Origin of the sequence: Kumtagia ephedrae, from assembly GCF_003012745.1 — a bacterium.
GTDB classification, from domain to species: Bacteria; Pseudomonadota; Alphaproteobacteria; order Rhizobiales; family Rhizobiaceae; genus Kumtagia; species Kumtagia ephedrae.
Map to the genome: position 1 here is coordinate 101905 of NZ_PXYK01000019.1, position 19948 is coordinate 121852.

16 protein-coding genes are annotated in these 19948 nt (G+C 66.9%); 10 read left to right on the forward strand and 6 right to left on the reverse strand.

The genetic code is table 11. From position 1 onward, the window contains the following. Nucleotides 1–62 precede the first annotated feature (62 nt). The 3 genes from C7I84_RS19295 to C7I84_RS19305 all read right to left on the reverse strand — a co-directional run bounded on the left by C7I84_RS19295 (nt 63) and on the right by C7I84_RS19305 (nt 4454). On the reverse strand, nt 63–2711 hold the full coding sequence (locus C7I84_RS19295) for a caspase family protein (protein ID WP_106773847.1): 2649 nt from the start codon (nt 2709–2711) through the stop codon (nt 63–65). A 259-nt stretch (nt 2712–2970) separates the two neighbouring features. Further along, nucleotides 2971–3420 carry a D-erythrulose-4-phosphate isomerase gene (derI, locus tag C7I84_RS19300; protein WP_106773848.1) on the reverse strand — a complete coding sequence of 150 codons (450 nt, stop codon included), beginning with the start codon at nt 3418–3420 and terminating at the stop codon, nt 2971–2973. A 203-nt stretch (nt 3421–3623) separates the two neighbouring features. Then, the gene (locus C7I84_RS19305) at nt 3624–4454 is read right to left on the reverse strand and encodes an alpha/beta fold hydrolase (RefSeq protein ID WP_245428501.1); all 831 of its coding nucleotides are present in this window, start codon (nt 4452–4454) and stop codon (nt 3624–3626) included. 178 nt (nt 4455–4632) lie between these two features. On the opposite strand from C7I84_RS19305, the gene C7I84_RS19310 reads away from it, so the two are divergent. The 5 genes from C7I84_RS19310 to C7I84_RS19330 are packed head-to-tail and all read left to right on the forward strand — an operon-like array spanning nt 4633 to nt 9263. Beyond that, a complete protein-coding gene (locus C7I84_RS19310; RefSeq protein ID WP_106773850.1) occupies nt 4633–5886 on the forward strand; it encodes an ABC transporter substrate-binding protein in 1254 nt (417 codons plus the stop codon). A gap of 3 nt (nt 5887–5889) precedes the next feature. Continuing rightward, complete coding sequence (locus C7I84_RS19315) at nt 5890–6627, forward strand: ABC transporter ATP-binding protein (RefSeq protein ID WP_106773851.1); 738 nt, start codon at nt 5890–5892, stop codon at nt 6625–6627. Next, complete coding sequence (locus C7I84_RS19320) at nt 6624–7340, forward strand: ABC transporter ATP-binding protein (RefSeq protein WP_245428502.1); 717 nt, start codon at nt 6624–6626, stop codon at nt 7338–7340. Before C7I84_RS19315 ends, C7I84_RS19320 begins: the two co-directional genes overlap by 4 nt. 7 nt (nt 7341–7347) lie before the next feature. Next, a complete protein-coding gene (locus tag C7I84_RS19325; RefSeq protein ID WP_106773852.1) occupies nt 7348–8226 on the forward strand; it encodes a branched-chain amino acid ABC transporter permease in 879 nt (292 codons plus the stop codon). After that, nucleotides 8223–9263: a branched-chain amino acid ABC transporter permease gene (locus tag C7I84_RS19330; RefSeq protein ID WP_106773853.1), complete on the forward strand. Its 1041-nt coding sequence runs from the start codon at nt 8223–8225 to the stop codon at nt 9261–9263. Before C7I84_RS19325 ends, C7I84_RS19330 begins: the two co-directional genes overlap by 4 nt. Before the next feature lie 358 nt (nt 9264–9621). Here the strand turns inward: C7I84_RS19330 and C7I84_RS19335 are convergent, their stop codons facing one another. The 3 genes from C7I84_RS19335 to C7I84_RS19345 form a co-directional block, all read right to left on the reverse strand. Beyond that, on the reverse strand, nt 9622–10833 hold the full coding sequence (locus C7I84_RS19335; protein ID WP_106773854.1) for an amidohydrolase: 1212 nt from the start codon (nt 10831–10833) through the stop codon (nt 9622–9624). 122 nt (nt 10834–10955) lie between these two features. Next, complete coding sequence (locus C7I84_RS19340) at nt 10956–12272, reverse strand: M20 family metallopeptidase (RefSeq protein WP_106773855.1); 1317 nt, start codon at nt 12270–12272, stop codon at nt 10956–10958. A gap of 101 nt (nt 12273–12373) precedes the next feature. Next, nucleotides 12374–13288 carry a MurR/RpiR family transcriptional regulator gene (locus C7I84_RS19345; RefSeq protein ID WP_106773856.1) on the reverse strand — a complete coding sequence of 305 codons (915 nt, stop codon included), beginning with the start codon at nt 13286–13288 and terminating at the stop codon, nt 12374–12376. Nucleotides 13289–13499: 211 nt separating this feature from the next. On the opposite strand from C7I84_RS19345, the gene C7I84_RS19350 reads away from it, so the two are divergent. The 5 genes from C7I84_RS19350 to C7I84_RS19370 all read left to right on the forward strand — a co-directional run bounded on the left by C7I84_RS19350 (nt 13500) and on the right by C7I84_RS19370 (nt 19943). Beyond that, nucleotides 13500–15131, forward strand: a complete 1632-nt coding sequence (locus tag C7I84_RS19350; protein WP_106773857.1) for a N,N-dimethylformamidase beta subunit family domain-containing protein — start codon at nt 13500–13502, stop codon at nt 15129–15131. 241 nt (nt 15132–15372) lie between these two features. Further along, nucleotides 15373–16743, forward strand: coding sequence for an aminotransferase family protein (locus C7I84_RS19355; protein WP_106773858.1), 1371 nt, complete (start codon nt 15373–15375; stop codon nt 16741–16743). Between the two features lie 10 nt (nt 16744–16753). Further along, nucleotides 16754–17689 carry a 3,5-dioxohexanoate:acetyl-CoA acetone transferase gene (gene kce / locus C7I84_RS19360; protein ID WP_106773859.1) on the forward strand — a complete coding sequence of 312 codons (936 nt, stop codon included), beginning with the start codon at nt 16754–16756 and terminating at the stop codon, nt 17687–17689. A 372-nt stretch (nt 17690–18061) separates the two neighbouring features. Next, nucleotides 18062–18610, forward strand: a complete 549-nt coding sequence (locus C7I84_RS19365; protein ID WP_106773860.1) for a GNAT family N-acetyltransferase — start codon at nt 18062–18064, stop codon at nt 18608–18610. A gap of 175 nt (nt 18611–18785) precedes the next feature. Beyond that, nucleotides 18786–19943, forward strand: coding sequence for a fumarylacetoacetate hydrolase family protein (locus C7I84_RS19370; RefSeq protein WP_106773861.1), 1158 nt, complete (start codon nt 18786–18788; stop codon nt 19941–19943). Nucleotides 19944–19948 lie beyond the last annotated feature (5 nt).

Consider the following 19948-nt stretch of genomic DNA (forward strand, 5'->3'; position numbering starts at 1 on the left):
CCATAACGAAATAAGTCAAGAACCTGCGCATCGAGACTGCCTCCAAATCGCCTGACGGTCGGTCAGAGCATGTCCAGCCGGGGCGTCGACTGGACCCATTCGTGCCGCACGATCTCGGCGAACAGGTCGACCGGATCGGACGGCGGCTTGCTTCCCAGGACATCCGCCGCGGCGGCGCGGGCCTTCGGGCCGAGCTTGCCGTCGACGTCGACGCCGGCAGCGCCGAGCCGCACCAGCGTCTTCTGCAACTCGGTGACCAGCCGCTCGCGCGGCATCGCCGCCAGCCTGGCGCGGGCATCGTCCGACGCCTTGCCGGCCTTGCGCGCCACCGCCAGGCCGTAGAGCCGCAGCGCCTCGTCCGGATCGGCGGCGAGCGACGGCTCGGCGCTGACGATCTCGGCGGCGTAGAAGGCGCCCCAGCCGTCGCCGCGCACCGCGCTTTCGCGGAACAGCTTCAGCAATGCCGCCTGGTCGGTCTTGCCGGCCTTGCGGTCCATCAGCGCCATCAGCGTGCCGGCATAGGGGTGGAGCTTGCGGTTCGCCTCGTCGAACATCCTGTAGGCACGCGCCGCGTCCTCCTTCACGAAGACGCCGTCGCGATACATCATGCCGAGATTGACCTCGCCCCAGATGTCGCCGCGGTTGGTCGAGGTCTCGAACATCACATAGGCGCGCTCGATGTCCCTGGGCACCCGGTTGCCGTATCGGTACTCGGCGCCAAGCTGATTGAGCGCATAGGTGTGGCCGGATTCGGCCGCCTTGTTGAGCAGCTCGATGCCGCGGCGGACATTGGCCTTGACGCCCTTGCCGTCGAGCAGGGCACGGCCGAGCGAATACTGGCCATAGGGATCGCCGCGGCGGGCGGCGGCCTCGAACAGCGGGATCGCCTTCTTCGGGTCGAGCTCGACCGCCGCGCCGAGTTGGTAGAGCCGGCCGAGGAAATGCCCGGCGCGCACATGGCCGCCGTCGAGCGCTTCGCGCACCATCTTCAGCGCGCCGGGAAAATCTCCCTTCGCATAAAGCACGCGGCCGTACTGGAACTTGAAGCGCGGAATCTCCGGGAAATCCGCCACTGCCTCGCCGCAGGCGGCCAGCGCCTCGTCGATGGCGATGTCGTTGGGCAGCACGCCCTCGGTGACGGCCTGGATGTCGAGCGGCTCGGCGGCGAGGCGGTCGCAGGCATTGACCTCGGCGTCGACGGTGATGACGACGGGCTTCGCCTCGGGCGCGGTGACGACCGACTTCAGCACGATCGCGGCCTCGGCGTCGCTGCGATGGATCGCCGGCCGGATGCGCACCTTCGGCAGGTCCTCGGCCTTGACCAGATCGCCCAGCACCAGCAGTTCGCCGCCCACGGCGACCTGCGCGGACGGGTCGCGTTGCTCGACGCGCAGCCACCCGGTCGGCCGGCCGGCGCCGAGCTCCAGCGTCGGGACCGGCGTGAAGCCGGTGCCGACGTCGCTGCTGACGGTCAGCTTCACCGGCGTGATCGCCTTGGTGATGCTGGCGCTGTCGTCGTTGGAGGCGACGACAACCGGTTTCTCGGCCGTCGCCGGAACGCTGGCGTCGAAGACGATGGCGACGGCGCCGTTGGCGCTCTGGCCGGTGTCCGACTTGATCGTATAGGGCAGCAGCTCGACCGGCTTCTGGCCGGCATCGGTGGCATAGACGATGTCGTCGATGCGGTCCGCGGCGATCGGCGTGCCAGGCTGCACCGTCTTGTCGTCGAGCAGCAGGATGCCGGCCCGCGGCGCCTTCTCGAAGGTCGCGGTCAGCGTCATGCCGCTGCTGGCGATCGGCGGCTGGATGTTGAGCGCCACGCGGGTGGCATCGGCGCCGACGCGCACTTCCGTGACGCTCTCGCCGAGCACCAGGACTTCCTGCGCCGAGACGAAATAGAACTGCGACGTGAGGCTGGAGACGTCCCACGGCACCTGGCGGCCGCCGGTCTTGTCCATGACCGCGGTACGCACCATGGTCAGGACCTCGCGCACCTCCTTGTTGGGGCTGAGCGCCTTTTCGGCGAAGGCGCCGGCGAACGGGCTCAAATCGCCGCCGCCGTCATAGGCGACGTCGTTGGGGGCGGTGGAATAGACGATGAGCGAGCCCTGCTTCGGCGTCAGCGAGGCGAGGCCCTTCTTGCCGGCCACGTCGATCTTCTTGTCGCCGAGATAGTAGTACTGGTTGCGGAACGGGTTGTCGCGGCAGGCGTCGAGCACGAGGATCTGCAGCCCCGAGGTGGCGCGCATGTAGTCGAGCAGGCTGTTGACGTTGTAGCTCTGCACTTCAAGGTCGTAGGACGAGCTCAGGCTGGCGTCGACGGGAATGATGAAGTTCTGGTCGGCGACCTGGACCGCGTGGCCGCTATAGTAGAAAAGCGCCACGTCGCCGTCGTTCAGCGTCTGCAGGAATTCGCGCACCGTCCGCTCGAGGCCGGCCTTGTCGACGTCCTTGCCGATGGTCACCTCGAAATTGGCGTCGCGCAGCACCGCGCCGATGCGCTCGGCGTCGTTGACGGCGTTCGGCAGCTTGGGCAGGTTCGCGTAGCCGGAATTGCCGATCACCAGGGCGGCGCGCCGGCCGTGCACCGGCTCGCCTGCGGCAAGCGCGGGATCGGCGGCCAGGTCCGCCAGCGCGATCAGGGCAAGGAACACGGTTGCAATACGAAGTATTGCCAACCATGACCGGCAGGAGGCAGGCAGAAATTCCATCCGGTCACCTCGATCCGGAAAGCAGCTGTAAATCTACGCCCTTTGCAGCCTCACATAAAGATGATTCAGAACGGTGTCGCTCCGCGTTATTTTTGTTGCGAGCATCGGGAATCTCGCGCTCTCGTTGCAGACTTGGGAATCGCTTTTTTTCGCTTTCCTGCCGAAACTTGACACGCGGTGATTGAAAAAGCTTGCGGGCGCACAACCTTCGTTGCACGCCCGCAAATTGTTTCTGCGTTGTACTTGTCTATACGGCCCGTCAGGCCGGGACGGCCTTTTTGGCGTCCAGCCGGTCGATGGCCTCGACATTGCCGGCGGACGGCCCCTTCGGGTCGAATTCGGAGGCGAGCCAGGTGTCGGCGATCGCCTTGGCGAGTTCCGGCCCGATGACGCGGGCGCCCATGGTGATGATCTGGGCGTTGTTCGACTTGGCCGCGCGCTCGGCCGAATAGGTGTCGTGGGTCAGGGCGGCGCGGATGCCGGGCACCTTGTTGGCCGAGATGCAGACGCCGATGCCGGTGCCGCAGAACAGGAAGCCGCGGTCGAACTTGCCGTCGACGATGCCGCGCCCGACCTTGTCGGCAAGGTCTGCATAAAAGCCGGACTGGCTGAGGTCGGTCACCTCGATCTCCGGCTTGCTCTTCAGATGCGCGGCGATCACGTCGAGAAGCGGCTTGCCGGCGCTGTCGGCTCCGAGGACGACCTTCATGCTATTCTCCTTCACTGGCCCGGCGGAGCGGCGCTGCCGTCCGGCGGCGATTGCATTCACCGGTCGAGATATTCCGCCGCGGGCCGCGGTTCAATAGGCCGGCGGCGACATGCCAGCGCCGGACCCTCGAACCGGCGGGTGGGAACGATCCCATCGCCGGGGCCGTGACCTTCACGGAGCCGGCCCGCTCCGTCGGCAACCCCTCAGCCTTTCCGCCATTCTCCTTCCAGGCTCTTCAAGAACCGGTCGAAGACCGGATCGAAACGGTCCGGCGAATCCCAGAACGGCGCGTGGCCGGATTTGTCGATCACGTGCTTCCTGCCCTCCCACAGATTGGAGAAGGGGATGGTGTCGACGAAGGCGACATTGACGAAGGGCTCGTCGGCGCCGTTGAAGACCGCGATCGGCGGCGTGTCGCCCAGGATGATCCGGCTCTGGTCACGGCCGACGCCCTCGGCGAACTTGCCCAGCATCAGCTTTCGCGCACGCCCGTCGGTGCGCTTCACCGCGTCGTAGAGCAACTGGTCGTAGGGTTCGCCGCAGGTGCTGCGGGCATAGGCGTCGATGTCCTCCGGCGAGAAATGCTCCTTTCCCGCCAGCCCCATATGAGGGCTCGGCAAAAATCCCTTGCCGAGATCGGCGGCCGAGACCGGCGGCGTGCCGGTGATCATGAGGCCGAGCATGCCCTTGTAAAGGCCGATCATCTCCAGCCCGATATGGCCGCCCAGCGACCAGCCGAAGATCGCCGCCCGCTCATGGCCCAGCTTCAGCATCGCCTCGGTGAAGGCGTCGGCATAACCCGGCATGTTGTAAGTGCGGTCGGGGTCGAGCGCATCGTCGGACTCGCCATGCCCCGGCAGGTCGATCGCGATCAGGTGAAAATCCCGCCCGATCCGTCCATCGAACTGGTTGCGGAAGACCTCGCCGCAGGAGGAGTTGCCGTGGATCATCAGCACCGGGATGCCGGCGCCGTCGGTCTCGCGCACGGCCAGGATGCCGTGACTGGTCTCGATCCTGGATTTCTTCGTCGCCACCCCAGCCTCCATTGTTCCCGTTCGGGCGGTTGCCCACAAATCCATCACACACCGGCACGCGTCCGCCGGATAGGCAAAACTGCGCGAAGAGTATGAAAATATCTTTTCAGATTGTCCCGCATGTGCATAGATTGTCAATCATTCAACCTAGCAAACACACGCAACAGGGGAACGTGTCATGATCTGCAACGCCGTGGGCCGCCGGGTCCGCCAACTGGTCCTGGGGGCGTCCGTCGCGGCGCTTGCCGCGGCCGCCTCCACCGCCGCCTTCGCCGACACCATCAAGATCGGGCTGCTCGCGCCGCTCACCGGCCCGGCCGCCGCCGACGGCCAGGAGTTCCAGCGCGGCGCCCAGCTCGCCATCGACGAGATCAACGCCGCCGGCGGCTTCGACGGCAACACCTTCGAGCTGGTGGTCGGCGACGTGAAGGACCAGTCGGCCGGCAACGTCACCTCGGCGGTCGAGCGGCTGCTCGGCGATCCCGAGGTGCATTTCATGACCACCGGCTACGCCAGCCTGACCAATTTCGAGATCGACAACATGGCCGAGGCGGAGATGCCCTATGTCATCTCCGCCACCTCGCAGCAGACACGCGACATCATCGCGCCCGAGCCCGACAAATACGGCTGCTGCTGGTCGCTGACGCCGTCCTTCGACGCCTACAACACCGACGTCACCTATTTCGTGGAGAAGCTCGCGGCCGACGGCAAGATCCAGCTGCCGACGAAGAAGGTGGCGATCATCTCCTCCGACAACGCCTATTCCAAGACCATCTCGGAAGGCATGAAGAAGACTTTTACCGAGAAGGGCTGGACCATCACGGTCGACGAGCTGGTGCCGTTCGGCGAGGTCACCGACTGGCGCGCCATCCTGGCCAAGGTGCGCGAGAACGTGCCGGACGTCGTCATCAACACCGACTACCTGCCCGGCAACTCCGCCTCCTTCCTCAACCAGTTCATGGAGCAGCCGACCAAGAGCCTGGTGTTCCTGCAATACGCGCCGAGCGTGCCGGAATTCGTCGAGCTGACCAAGAAGAACTCCACCGGAATCATCTACAACCTGCTGGGCGGGCCGCTGACCACGCCGAAGAACCCGCGCGCCGCCGAGATCGCCGACAAGTACAAGGCGAAATACGGCGTCGAGAGCGGCACCTATGGCGTCGCCCTCTACGAGACGGTCTATCTGTATCTCGACGCGCTGAAGAAGGCCGGCGACGCCACCGATCATCAGGCTGTCATGAAGGCGCTGGGCGAGACCGACAAGCAAGTCGCCGCGGGCCGGCTGAAGTTCGATCCTGCGACGCACCTCGCCATACAGGGCGACGACTTCATCCCGATCACCTTCTTCCAGATCTGGGACGGCCAGCGCACGCTGATCTCGCCGACGCAGTACGCCACCGGCGAGTTCAAGATCCAGCCGTGGATGCAGTGACGCATGGCACTGCTGGAGCTTGACGGCGTCTCGAAGGCCTTCGGCTCGCTGAAGGCCGTGGACGGCGTCTCCTTCAAGGTCGAGGCCGGCGAAATCTTCGGCATCGCCGGCCCCAACGGCAGCGGCAAGAGCACGCTGTTCAACGTCATCACCGGCATTCCCTTCGGGCCGGACCGCGGCACCGTCCGCTTCGACGGCACCGAGATCCAGGGTTGGCGCGGGCACCGCATCGCCCGGCTCGGGCTCGCCCGCACCTTCCAGCGCGAGACCAGTTTCGACGGGCTGACCGTGTTCGAGAACGCGCTGATGGGCTCGAGCTTCGGCGCGGCGAGCCAGCCGGCCGCCGCGGCGCGGGAAGCGGCAGCCGAGGCGCTGGAATTCGTCGGGCTCGGCGCGGAAAATTTCGGCCGCCCGGCCGGCGAGCTGTCCGTGTTCCAGCGCAAATGCCTGATGCTCGCCACGGCGATCGCCATGAAGCCGCGGATGCTGCTGCTCGACGAGCCCGCCTCCAGCCTGACCAAGCCGGAGATCGACAGCTCGATCGAGCTCATCCGGCGCACCGCGGCGCGCGGCATCACCATCCTGCTGATCGAGCACGTGCTGACCTTCCTGATGAGCCTGTCGCAGCACCTGCTGGTGCTCAACCAGGGCACCGTGCTGGCGCTCGGCGAGCCGCGCGCTGTGATTTCCGACGCGCGCGTCGTCGAGGCCTATCTCGGCACGCGCAGGGCGGCCGCGTGAGCGCGCCGATGCTCGACGTCGCCGGGCTCGTCGCCGGCTACGGCCGCGTCACGGTGCTGGGCGGCATCTCGATGCAGGCCGGCGGCTTCGGCAATGTCGGCCTATTCGGCCCCAACGGCCACGGCAAGACGACGCTGCTGCGCGCCGTCTCCGGCCTCTTGAAGCCGCGCGGCGGCTCGATACGATTCGACGGCGAGGACATCACCGGCCTGTCGCCGCGAGCCATCGTCGGCAAGGGCCTCATCCATGTGCCGCAGGGCAACACGCTGTTCCCCGACCTCACCATCGCCGACTGCCTGGCGCTCGGCGCCTATTCGCCGCGCGCCAGGCCGCACGAGGCCGCCAACCAGGAGAAGGTGCTGGCGCTCTTCCCGAAACTGCGCGAGCGCTGGCGCCAGCGGGTGCGCACGCTGTCGGGCGGCGAGCGCCAGATGGTGTCCATCGGCACGGCGCTGATGAGCCACCCGAAGCTGCTCGTCCTCGACGAGCCGACGCTCGGCCTGGCGCCCAAGATCAAGGACGAGCTCTGCAGGTCGGTGCTCGACATCTCGAAGAGCGGCGTGCCGCTGATCGTCGTCGAGCAGGACGTCGAGTTCCTGCTGGAGCTCAGCAAGCACCTCTATTTCATCAATCACGGCCAGATGGAGACGGAGATCAAGCCGGGCGAAAGCCTCGCCCACTCCGACATCATGGCCATGTATTTCGGACACTAGCGAGCCCATGAACACCGCGGCGGACATCCTTTTCGGCGGCCTGTTCCAGGGCTCGCTCTACGCCATGATGGCGGTCGGCCTGGCGCTGGTGTGGACGACCATCGGCGTCTTCAACTTCAGCCACGGCGTCTTCATGATGCTCGGCGCCTATCTCGCCTGGCAGTTCGTCGCCTGGGGGCTTCCCGCCTACGTCGCCTTCCCGCTCGCCGTCGCCGTCATGGCCGGCGCCGGCTGGCTGCTGCAGGCGACCGTGGTGCGGCCGCTGATCGGCCGCGCCAACCTGGTGCTGGTGGTCGTCATCACCACGCTCGCCGCCGGCTCGCTGATCGAGAACGGCGCGCTGGTCGTCTGGGGGCCGCGCTCGAAACAGGTCCCGCCGCTCTTGGAAGGTAACATCGCGCTCGGCGGCATCGGCGTGTCGCTGCACCAGATCGCCATCATCGTCATCACCCCGATCATCCTCGCCGCCCTGTGGTTCTTCCTCACCCGCACGCGTCTCGGCCTGGCGCTGCGGGCGGTGGCGCAGAACGAGGACGCCAGCCGGCTCGTCGGCCTCAACGTCACCATGCTCTACGCGCTCGCCTTCGGCATCGCCGCGGCGCTTGCCGCGCTCGCCGGCATCTTCCTCGGCGGCTACCGCTTCATGACCCCGGTGATGGGCGCCGACCCGCTGCTGAAAGCCCTCATCGTCGTCGTCTTCGGCGGCATCTCCAGCATTTCCGGGCCGATCTTCGCGGCCTACGTGATCGGCTTCTTCGAGGCGATATGCAGCTATTACTTCGGCCTCTACTGGACGCCGGCACTGCTCTTCGCCGCGCTGATCCTGACCTTGATGGTCAAGCCCGAGGGCCTGTTCACCAGCGGGCGCAGCCGGGGGCTCGCATGAGCGCCGCCGAGCTTACCGACGCGCAGGACCGGCGCGCGCCGGCCGGCGCGGCGCCCGTCGGCCCCGGCCGTCTGCCGTGGCGGCGCGAGGCGGTGGCGATGCTCGTCGGCTTCGCCGTGCTGGCGCTGCTGCCCTTCGTCTTCACCGACAGCTACAGCCGCCACGTGCTGATCATGGTGTTCATCTACGCCGTCGTCGCCTCCAACTGGGATCTCAGCCTCGGCTATGGCGGCGTCTTCAACTTCGGCCACATCGCGCTGTTCGGCATCGGCGTCTACGCCTACAGCCTGCTGACGAAGCTCGCCGGCATGGATCCGTGGATCGCCATGGCGGCGGGCGGCGTGTCCGCCGTCGTCGCGGCGGTCGCCGTCACCATCCCCATCCTCAGGCTGAAGGGCATCTACATCATCCTGGTCACCTTCGGCTTCGCCCAACTGGTCATGCAGGTCATCATCAGCCAGTCCGAATATACCGGCGGCACGCAAGGGCTGGTGCGCATCCCCACGCTCTACGTCTTCGACCACAACATGGTGCGCGACGCAAAATTCGCCTATTTCTACATCGCGCTCGGCCTGCTCGTGCTCTCCACCGTCTTCCTGCGCGCCTTCGTGCGCTCGCGTGCCGGCATCAGCATCGTGGCGCTGCGCGACAACGAGGAATATGCGGTCAGCCGCGGCATCTCGCTGGTCAGGCAGCGGCTGATCACGCTGGCGGCCAGCGCCTTCTTCACCGGCGTCGCCGGCGCCTTCTATGCCGCCTACCAGCGCAACGCCTCGGTGGAAGTGTTCGGCATGAGCCTCGCCACCATCATCCTGTCGATGGTGCTGCTCGGCGGCACCGGCACCATCTACGGAGCGATCATCGCCGCCTTCGTGCTGACGGTGTTTTCCGAGGCAATGGCCGATTTCGGCGCCTGGCGGCCGATGATCACCGCCGTGCTCATCCTCGTCGTCATGCTCGCCTATCCCGGCGGCATTTTCGGCATGCTGAAGAGCGCAACGGGCGTGTTTTCGCGGCGTTGGTCTCCACCTTCCTGACCTCCGCGCTGCCCCTCACTGTCCTGCCATCTCTCCCCGCAAGCGGCAGGACGATCGCATATGAGATTACCCCCACCTCTAACCCCTCCACACAGGGGGGAGGGGACCGGCTGGCGTCTCCGCCGAGCACTAATCGTCGATGGCTATGCGTTGCATAGCGGCCGCAAAGTCCCCCTCCCCCTTGTGGGGAGGGGCTAGGGGTGGGGGTACGGGGCCGAGCGGCAGTTCCTGAAATCCCATATGCGATTGGCCTGCCGCAAGCGGGGAGAGATGTCCGGCAGGACAGTGAGGGGTGACGCGCAGGCTCGAACTCGTGGCGGCGGCCCATTCATATTTCCGTCGCTTGTGCCTCAGCAGATCATTGCCGACCGCTAGACCCGGCCTCGGTCAGATAGCGCTCCGCGAGCGTCGCCCAGTAGCGGATGCCCACCGGCAGGACCTCGTCGTTGAAATCGTAGCGCGGGTTATGAAGCTGGCGCGGCGCCGCTTCTCGTTCATTGCGGGAACCAAGGAAAACATAGCATCCTGGAGCCGCGCCGAGCATGAAGGCGAAATCCTCGGCGCCCATGACCGGCTGCATCGCCGCATTCACGGCCGCAGAAACCTCCTGGGCAACTGAAGCGGCGAACTCGGTTTCGTCGGCCGTGTTGCGCAGCACCGGATAGCCGCGCTCGAACAAAAATTCGTGCCTGGCGCCGCCGGCTTCGGCAGCGTTGCGCACCAGCCGTTCCAGCCCGGTCTCGAACTGGTCGCGCACCGCGTCGTTCAGCGTATAGACGGTGCCGCGAACGACCGCCCTGTCCGGTGTCACATGCACGCTCTGCCGGTCGGCCGGGTTGCCGCTCTGGAATTGGGTGATCGACAGCACCACCGGCTCGGCCGGGTTGACGTAGCGCGCCTTGAAGGCATGCATGTCCTGCACGATGCCGGCGGCGATCAGCAGCGGGTCCGCCACCGCATACTGGGTGGCCGGATGGGCGAGCGCGCTGCCGATGCGGACCTCGAACGTGTCGATCGACGCCAGCATCGGGCCGGGACGCATCATGAAGCTGCCGAGCGGCGCCGACGGCAGATTGTGCAGCCCGAACACCGCCTGCACCGGAAACTTTTCGAACAGGCCGTCCTTGACCATGAGATTGCCGCCGCAGCGCTCGTCGCCCGTCTCCTCCGCCGGCTGGAAGATGAAGTGCACCGTGCCATCGAAATCGCCGTTCCTGGCAAGGTGTTTTGCCGCGCCGAGCAGCATCGCCATGTGGCCGTCATGGCCGCAGGCGTGCATCTTGCCGTCCACGGTCGAGCGATGGTCGACCGCGTTCTCCTCCTGGATGAACAGCGCGTCCATGTCGGCGCGCAGGCCGACTGCGACCGGACTGGTGCCCCGCTTCAGCGTGCCGACCACGCCCGTCCCGCCGAGCCCGCGATGCACCTCGATGCCAAATTCCTCAAGCTTTGAGGCGACGAAGTCGGCGGTGCGATGCTCGTCGAAGGCCGTCTCGGGATGGGCATGCAGATGCCGCCGCCACCTTGTCGCCTCTTCGACGAGGCTGTTGTCGAGGGGAGATGAGCTCATTTGTGCCTCCTTCGGCGGGAAAACTCAGGGGACAGTTTACTTTTTTCCGCCAGCGCGAACCGTGAAGCGGCACTGCTTGTCTGCAGAAAAAAGTAAACTGTCCCCGGCACTTGCCGCAGCGTCTACCTCACCCCGCACCAGTCGATCACGCTGGCCGCGATGACCTTTGCGCTCCTCACCAGCGACTCGATGTCGACATATTCGTCGGTCGAATGGAACCCGTCGCCGGCGGGGCCGTAGATCACGCCGTCGACACCGGCGCCGGCGTAATGCGCCGCGTCGCAGACGGCGATGAAACCCTTCATCGTCGGCGCCTTGCCGGCGGCCGCCGCCCGCTTCATCAGCGAGACGACCAGCGGGTGGTCGGGCGCGGTGTTCATCGGCGGGAAATGCAGGCCGCCCAAATCCCAGTCGATTTTTATCGGGTTCTTCCTCAGCCAGTCGTCCATGGCGCAGAAGCTGGCGACGAATTCCTCGAAATCCTTGCGGTACTGCTTCGAGGTCTCGTCCGGCAAAAACTTCATGTCGAGGTCCAGCACCGCCGCGTCGGGGATGATCGCCGGGTTGGTCATCACCGTCGGCAGGCCGTTCTCGCCGATCCCGGTGCCGCCCCACATGACGCCGATGTTGATGGTGTTCATGCCGGCCGGCAGCAGCGGATGCGAGCGGGCGCGCACGCGGTTCTGCTCGAACAGGTGAACAGCCTCGATGAAGCGCGCGGCGATGTCGATGGCGTTCACCGCCGGTACCAGCCGATCCGCCGTGTGCTGCTGCGGATAGATCTCGTTGAAGCGGAAGGCCGAATGGCCGTTGCGGCCGCGGATGGTGACGCGCGCCCATTCCAGACCGCCTTCGGCGGGAAACACGTCGCCCCAGCTCGGCTCGGCCACCAGGACCGCCTTGGCGAGCTTGCCGCGCCGGACGTTGTCGATGGCGCCGCCGCCGCCCGCCTCCTCGTCCACCACCGAGTGGAAGGCGAGCCGCCCGTCCAATCTTATACCGGCGCGGTTGACGGCGCGCATGGCTGCCACGCAGGCCGCCACGCCGCCCTTCATGTCGATCGAACCGCGCCCATACAGTCTTCCGTCGCGGATCTCGCCGCCGAAGGGGTCGACCGTCCAGTCCTTCAGCGCGCCGGTCGGCACCACGTCGATGTGCCCGCACAGGATCAGACTTTTCTCCTCCGTGCCGGGCTTCTCGCCGATCAGGTTCGGCCGGCCTGGCAGCGCGTCGAATTTTTCCGTGGCAAAACCCTCGTCCTTGAGGATCGGCTCCAGCAGTGCCTGCACGTCGCCCTCGCGGTTCAGCCCATCCGCCGTTTCGAATTTCGGATTGACCGACGGGATGCGGACGAGGTCGCGCGTCAGATTGACGACGAAGTCGCGGTCCTTCTCGATGAAATCCTGCAGCGCCTTGATGGTGGCTTCGGTGTCGGACATGGGTATCTTTCGGATCGAGGCCTCAGCGGCCGGTTAGCGTGTGGGTTCGCCCGGCAACGGCTGGCGGCGCGGGGCTGCGGGGATCATGAAACCGCCGGACGTCACGGACTGGTCGCCGTCGCGATGCGGTCGCCGGGGCTTTTGCCGCGCTCCGTATCCTCGCCGCCGTCGAGCGTCACGGCATTGGCGCTGCGGATCGTCTCGATGTCCTCGATGCGGCGGCGAATCGAGGCGCCGTGCAGGCCGAGCGCATGCGCCACCACCGCCTCGATCTGCGCCACGCAGGAAGCCGAGGTGTCGAAGGGCGAATCGGCGTCGATCGCTGCAACCATGGTCTGGTCGGCGAATTCGGCGATAGGCGACAGCCATGGATCGGTGAACAAGAGGATGCCGACGCCGCGCTCATGCGCCTGCCGGGCAAAGCCGACCACGTCCGCCTGGTAGCGGCGGTAGTCGAACACCACCAGAAGATCGCGCTTGCCCAGGTCGAGCAGCATGTCGAAATCCGCCGGCGACAGTTTCTCCATGTCGCGGACGCCGCTGCGCATCTGCACGAGGTAGCCGGCCAGCATCGAGGCGACATGCCGGCTGAAGCGGCCGCCCAGCAGCACCACCTGTCCCTTGGCCTCGAGGATCATCGAGACCGCGCGGGTATAGGCCTGCGAGGGTGTCTGGGTGCGCGTGCGCTCGAGGCTTCCGGCGACGGAATTGTAATAGCCCAGCGCCGTGCCCTCGCTGGCATTGGCCGGCCGCTTCGCCTCCATCATCAGCAGCGGCGAATGCAGCCGCGACTCGACCTCCTCCAGCAGCTTCGACTGGAAATCCGAGAATTTTCCGTAGCCGAGCTTGATCATCAGGCGCATGACGGTCGGATCGCTGACGCCGGCCTGGCGGGCGAGCCGCGTCGCCGTGCCCAGGCCCGACATCGGGTAGTCGGCCAGCAGCACCTGCACGATCTTCTGCTCCGCCGCGGTCAGGGCCAATTGCGTATGCGCCAGTTCTTCGCGGATCGACACCGCTCCTCCCTGCATCTCCGTGCCGTTGATGAAGAAGTTACAAGACTGATGCGGTTTGTCAATTTTGGAATTTTTTCTACATCGCCCGGCGACAGCCGGAGCGAGGCATGGAGCGGTCGCGGCCTCACGGGCGAGCCAGCACCATTCACCTCGCTCTTGATCGGCGGACCAAGGTCTGCCCATTCTGCCGGCCAATCCGAGAAGAGCCGCCATGCCCAGCCTGCCGACCGACTATCCCGATTTCGGCCTCACCCCCGAGCAGCGCCGCGAGGCGGTGTACGGCCACTATTACGAATATCCGGGCATGGACGGCGGGCGCGGCGAGATCTGGTGCTATTCCGACCGGTTTTCCTATGCGCCGGGCGAGACCGCCGTCCTGTTCGTCAGCGCGACCGCGCCGCGCTTCGACCTGGAAGTCGCCCGCGACGGCGCCGGGCTGGTGAAGGTGTTCGAGCGGCGCGGCATCGCGGCGTCCTGGCAGGACACGCCCGACCAGTGCTCGGTCGAGGGCTGCGGCTGGAGCGCGGCCTTGGAAGTGACGATCGACGAGAGCTGGCCGTCCGGTGCCTACCGGCTGACCTTGACGGCCGAAGGGCGGGACGGCCGGCCCATCGCCTCGCATCATCTCTTCATCGTCCGTCCGCCCCTCGGCCGCAGGCCTGGACGCATCCTGCAGATCGCGGCGACCGGCTCGTGGACGGCCTACAACACATGGGGCGGCTCCAACCACTACCAGGGCATCACCGGGCCTGCGCGCAACCAGTTCGCGACCCATGTGAGCACGCAGCGCCCATGGTGCCGGGGTTTCGTCGTGCTGCCTGAAGGCGCGCCGCGGGTGCCCGTCGAGGCGATCGTGCCGCCGCTGGCCGAGCCGCGTTATCCGCACATGGAATGGGCGTTCGCCACCGGGCATTCGAAGAAATATGCCTCGGCCGGCTGGGCGAGCTATGACGGGCTTTTCTTCCGATGGGCCGAGCGTCAAGGCTACGCCGTCGATCTCGCCACCCAGCACGAGTTGCACTTTTCGCCCGAAATCCTCGACGGCTACGACTGCGCCGTGTTCGTCGGCCATGACGAATACTGGACCTGGGAGATGCGCGACGCGGTTGACGCCTTCGTCGAGCGGGGTGGGCGGGCAGCGCGCTTCGCCGGCAACTTCCTCTGGCAGACGCGGCTGGAGGACGAGGGGCATAGACAGGTCTGCTACAAATACCGGGCGCGCAAGGAGGACCCGGTCGGTCGCGGCGCCGACACCAGCCGCACCACCAATGCCTGGGAAGCGCCGGAGGTCGGCCGGCCCGGCGCGCTCACCTTCGGCCTCAACGCGACCGCCGGCGTCTATGCCGGCTGGGGCGGCTGCCTGCCGCGCGGCGTGCGCGGCTTCCCCGTCTACCGCCCGGAGCACTGGGCTTTTTCCGGCACCGGGCTCTACTACGGCGACGTGCTCGGCGCCGAGAGCCACATCTACGGCTACGAGGTCGACGGGCTGGACTGCATCGTGCGCAACGGCCTGCCCGAGCCGACCGGTATCGGCTCGCCGCCCAACGGCGTGCAGATCCTCGCCATGGGCATGGCCTCCCTGGTCGAGGAAAGCCCCGGCGTGGCGCCCGGCTGGCTGAACGACGAGGACGCGGTCTTCACCGCCGAGACGCTGCACGGCGAGGCGACGCCCGAGACCATCGACAAGGTCAAGCGCGGCAACGGCATGATCGTCAACTTCTCCAAAGGCAATGGCGAGGTGTTCCACGCCGGAAGCTGCGAGTGGGTCGCCGGCCTGCTGCGCAGCGATGCGATGGTGGAGAAGGTGACCCGCAACGTGCTGGACCGGTATTTGGGGAAATAACGATCAGTGACAGAAGCAAGGGCTTTGAAATAGCTTGGCCAAGGAGAGCCCCGGTTAACTCCCTCTCCGCCTCGCTTCGCTCGGTACCTCGCCCCCACTTCGTGGGGGCGAGGTACCCAAGCTGGACGAGCACCGGCCTTCCGGCGGCGGTTCCTCGCCCCCGCCATGCGGGGGAGCGGTGCCGAGCGAAGCGAGGCGGAGAGGGGGCTTACCGGGGTCATCGAAAGCAGGTCCGCAGTTCATGAGCATCAGCCCGCGCGAGGAAGCCATCACCTTTCGCCCCTCCAACCTCTTCTACCTGGCCAGCCTGCACCGGCCAGTGGTGGACCGCGCCGAGGGCATCCATGTCTGGACACGGGACGGGCGCCGCTTCATCGACGGCTCCAGCGGGCCGGTGGCGGTCAATCTCGGCTACGGCAATCCCGCGGTGCTGGAAGCGATGCGGCGGCAGATGGAGAAGACCACCTTCGCCTACCGCCTGCATTTCGAGAACGAGCCGGCGGAGCAACTGGCCACCACCCTGGCCGAGCGGCTGCCGGCCGGGCTCGACCGCATCTTCTTCGTCTCCGGCGGCTCGGAGGCGGTGGAAAGCTGCATAAAACTGGCAAGGCAATGGGCGGTCGCCACCGGCCAGGGCGGCCGCTGGAAGGTGATCGCCCGCATGCCCTCCTATCACGGCGGCACCTACGGCTCGCTCGCCGTCACCGGCGATGGGTTTTTGACCGACAGCTTCGCCGGGCAGATCCGCATGATGCCGACCGTGCCCGCGCCGACCGCCTATCGCGACCGCGACAATCTTTCGATGGAGGAACGCGGACTGCGTTACGCCGACATGCTGGAGGAGCGGATTGTCGCCGAGGGGCCGGAAAGCGTTCTCGCCTTCATCATGGAGCCGATCGGCGGCGCGGCGACCGGCGCGCTGGTGGCGCCCGACAGCTATTATCCGCGCATCCGCGAGATCTGCGACCGCCACGGCATCCTGCTCATCCATGACGAGGTAATGAGCGGCATCGGCCGCACCGGAAAGCTGCTCGGCGGCGACCACTGGCACTGCCGGCCAGACATCGTCTCGCTGTCGAAGGGCATCGGCTCCGGCTACGTTCCGCTCGGCGCGCTCGCCGCGCCACGGCGCATCGTCGAGCCGGTGCTGAAGATGGGCGGCTTCCAGCACGGCCATACCTATGCAGGCAACCCGCTCGCCTGCGCCGCCGGGCTGGCGATCATCGGCGAGATGGACCGCCTCGGGCTGATCGACAACGCGGCGGCCATGGGCGAGGTGCTAATGGACGGGCTGCGCGGCCTGGCCGCGCGCTTCCCCTTCATTGCAGACGTGCGCGGAAAAGGGCTGCTGACGGCGATCGAATATGCCGACCGCGAGACCTTCGCGCCGCTGCCGGCGGACTGGAAGATCGGCCAGCGGGTGCTCGACGCCGCCTATGAGCGCGGCCTGATCGTCTATTCCAGGCGGGTGAAGGGCGGCGTGCAGGGCGACTACACCATGGTCGCGCCGCCGCTGATCGTCACGCGCGCCGACATCGCCGAGATCGTGTCGATCCTCGGCGACGCCATAGAGGCGGTCGCCCGCGATCTCGACCTGCCCGTAACCGGCTGAGGAGGGAAACATGGCGAAGCAAGCCCGAAAAGTCGTCATCACCTGCGCCGTCACCGGCTCGGTGCACACGCCGTCCATGTCGCCCCACCTGCCGGTGACGCCGGACCAGATCGCGGCCGAGGCGATCGCCGCGGCGGAAGCCGGCGCGGCGATCCTGCACCTGCACGCCCGCGATCCGCGGGACGGCCGGCCGACCGCCGACCCGGCCGTGTTCATGCAGTTCCTGCCGCGCATCAAGCAGGCGACCGACGCGGTCATCAACATCTCGACCGGCGGCTCCTCGCTGATGAGCCTGGACGAGCGGCTCGCCGCCGCCACGCAAGCCCAGCCGGAAATGTGCTCGCTGAACATGGGCTCGATGAACTTCGCGCTGTTCCCGATGCTCGACCGCCCGCGCGAATGGCAGCACGAGTGGGAACCGACGCTTTTGGAAGCGACCCGCTCCACCATCTTCAAGAACACTTTTGCCGACATCGAGACCATTCTCGAGCGGCTGGGGAAAGGCTTCGGCACGCGCTTCGAATTCGAGTGCTACGACGTCGGCCATCTCTATTCGCTTGCACACTTCCGCGATCGCGGCCTGGTCGAGCCGCCCTTCTTCATCCAGTTCGTGCTGGGCATCCTCGGCGGCATCGGCACCGATCCCGAAAATCTCGCCCATATGAAGCGGATCGCCGACAAGCTGTTCGGCGACGACTACCGCTTCTCCGTGCTGGCGGCCGGCCGCGCCCAGATGCCGCTGATCACCATGGCGGCGGCGATGGGCGGCAACGTCCGCGTCGGGCTCGAGGACAGCCTTTACGACGGCCGCGGCCTCGCCCGCTCCAACGCCGACCAGGTGAAGCGCATCCGCGCCATCCTGGAAGGCCTGTCGCTGGAGGTGGCGACACCTGAGGAGGCGCGGGCGATGCTGGCGCTCAAGGGCGGCGACAAGGTGGCGTTCTGATGATGCTTGCAGGCTGACGATGTCGGCGCTCCACGTTACCTACCACTGTCCCGCGCTTGTCGAACGGGCCGGGCATCTCCCCCTTGAGGCAGCAGGACCATCGCATGTGGGAAATGCTCAGCGGTTCCGCGGCGTTGTACCCCCACCCCTAACCCCTCCCCACAAGGGGGAGGGGGACTTTGCGGCCGCCATGCCACGCGAAACCATCGACGATTGGCGCCCGGCGCGGACGCAGCAAGATCCCCCTCCCCCTTGTGGGGAGGGGTTAGGGGTGGGGGTGAACTCATATGCGATTGCCCGGCTTGTGGGGGAGGTGCCTGGCCCGTCCAGCAAGCTCAGGACAGAAGGGGGCAGCGCTGGGGCGCGCCGGCGATGACCAGAACCGAAGACCCCATTCCCAAAATCCTCATCCGTCCGGCCACCGTTGCGGATGCGGAACGGATCCACTCCTCCGTCCTCGGAATTGCCCGTGTCATGGACGGGGTGGACAAGGTGCGCTGCACGGTCGCCGACCTGATCGACTATGGTTTCGGCCCCGATCCGCATTTCGAGGCCGTCATCGCCGAGGTGGACGGCGCCTATGCCGGCATGTGCCTGTTCTTCCGCAGCTTCTCGACCTGGCAGGGCCGGCCCGGCGCCTATGTGCAGGATCTCTTCGTCGACGATGCGTTTCGCGGGCTCGGCGTCGGCGCGAAGCTGCTGCGACGGGTCGCGGCGATCATCCGCGACCGTGGCGGCTCGTATCTGCGGCTTTCCGTCGACGTCCAGAACAGCGCCGCGCAGGCCTTCTATACACGCATCGACATCACCGTTTCGGATACGGAACAAATCCATGCGGCCTATGGCGAGACCTTTCTCAACCTCGCCGCCGCCGACAGCCCGCCGGGCGGGACCCTGAAGAGGACCGGGAAGCAGACATGAAAGCCTGCGGCGCCCGCGCCGCCTGTGCGCCGCTCCCGCTCCATTCCGAACGTCCCGGCTGGGCGGCCGGCCGCGGTCACGCCGCGGCATGGATTGCTCGTCCAGGCCCTCGCCTTGGCGGCCGAACTGGGGTATGCGCCGCGCAACACGGCCGAAGCACCTGACGGAGGAACCCATGACCGAGCTGCTGCAACTCCCCAACGAGGGCGCCTTTGTCGGCCGGGCGGCGGCGCCGGGCACGGCCCATCCGCTCGTCGTCACCGTGCGCGGCGACGCCGTCGTCGACATCACCTCGCGCGAGGCGCCGACCGTGCGCGACATCTGCGAGATGGACGATCCGGCCGGCTATGTCGGCCGCGCGGAAGGCCGCCCGATCGGCACGCTCGCGGCCATCGCAGAAAACAGCTTTCAGGCGAAGCGCGACGCCGGCCGGCCGCATCTGCTGTCGCCCGTCGACCTGCAGGCGGTCAAGGCGTCCGGCGTCACCTTCGTGGTCAGCCTGCTGGAGCGCGTCATCGAGGAGCAGGCGCGCGGCAACCCGGAGCGGGCGGCGGGCATCCGCGCCGACATCGCCGAGCTGATCGGCGACGATCTGTCCAAGCTGAAGCCCGGCTCGCCGGAGGCGATGGCCTGCAAGATGAAGCTGATCGCGCGCGGCGCCTGGTCGCAATATCTGGAGGTCGGCATCGGCCCCGACGCCGAGATTTTTACCAAATGCCAGCCGCTGGCCTCGGTCGGCTTCGGCGCCGATGTCGGCCTGCACCCGATCTCGACCTGGAACAATCCGGAGCCGGAGATCGCCGTCATCGCCTCGAGCAGGGGCCGCATCGTCGGCGCCGCGCTCGGCAACGACGTCAATCTGCGCGACGTCGAGGGCCGTTCGGCGCTGCTGCTCGGCAAGGCCAAGGACAACAACGCCTCGGCCGCGCTCGGCCCCTTCATCCGGCTGTTCGACGACACTTTTTCGCTGGCCGACGTGAAGCAGGCCAAGGTCAGCCTGTCGGTGACCGGCGAGGACGGATTCGAGCTCGCAGGCTCCAGCTCGATGGCCGAGATCAGCCGCTCGCCGGAAGAACTGGTCGCCGCCGCCATGGGCACGCACCACCAGTATCCCGACGGCATGGCGCTCTATCTCGGCACCATGTTCGTGCCGTCCAAGGACCGCGGCGAGGCCGGCAAGGGTTTCACCCACAAGACCGGCGACATCGTCACCATCTCCACCGAGACGCTCGGCGCGCTCACCAACCGGGTAAAGCTGTCGACCGAATGCCCGCCCTGGACCTACGGCACCAGCCGGCTGATGCGGGATCTGGCGAAGGCGAGGCTGATCTGAGGGAC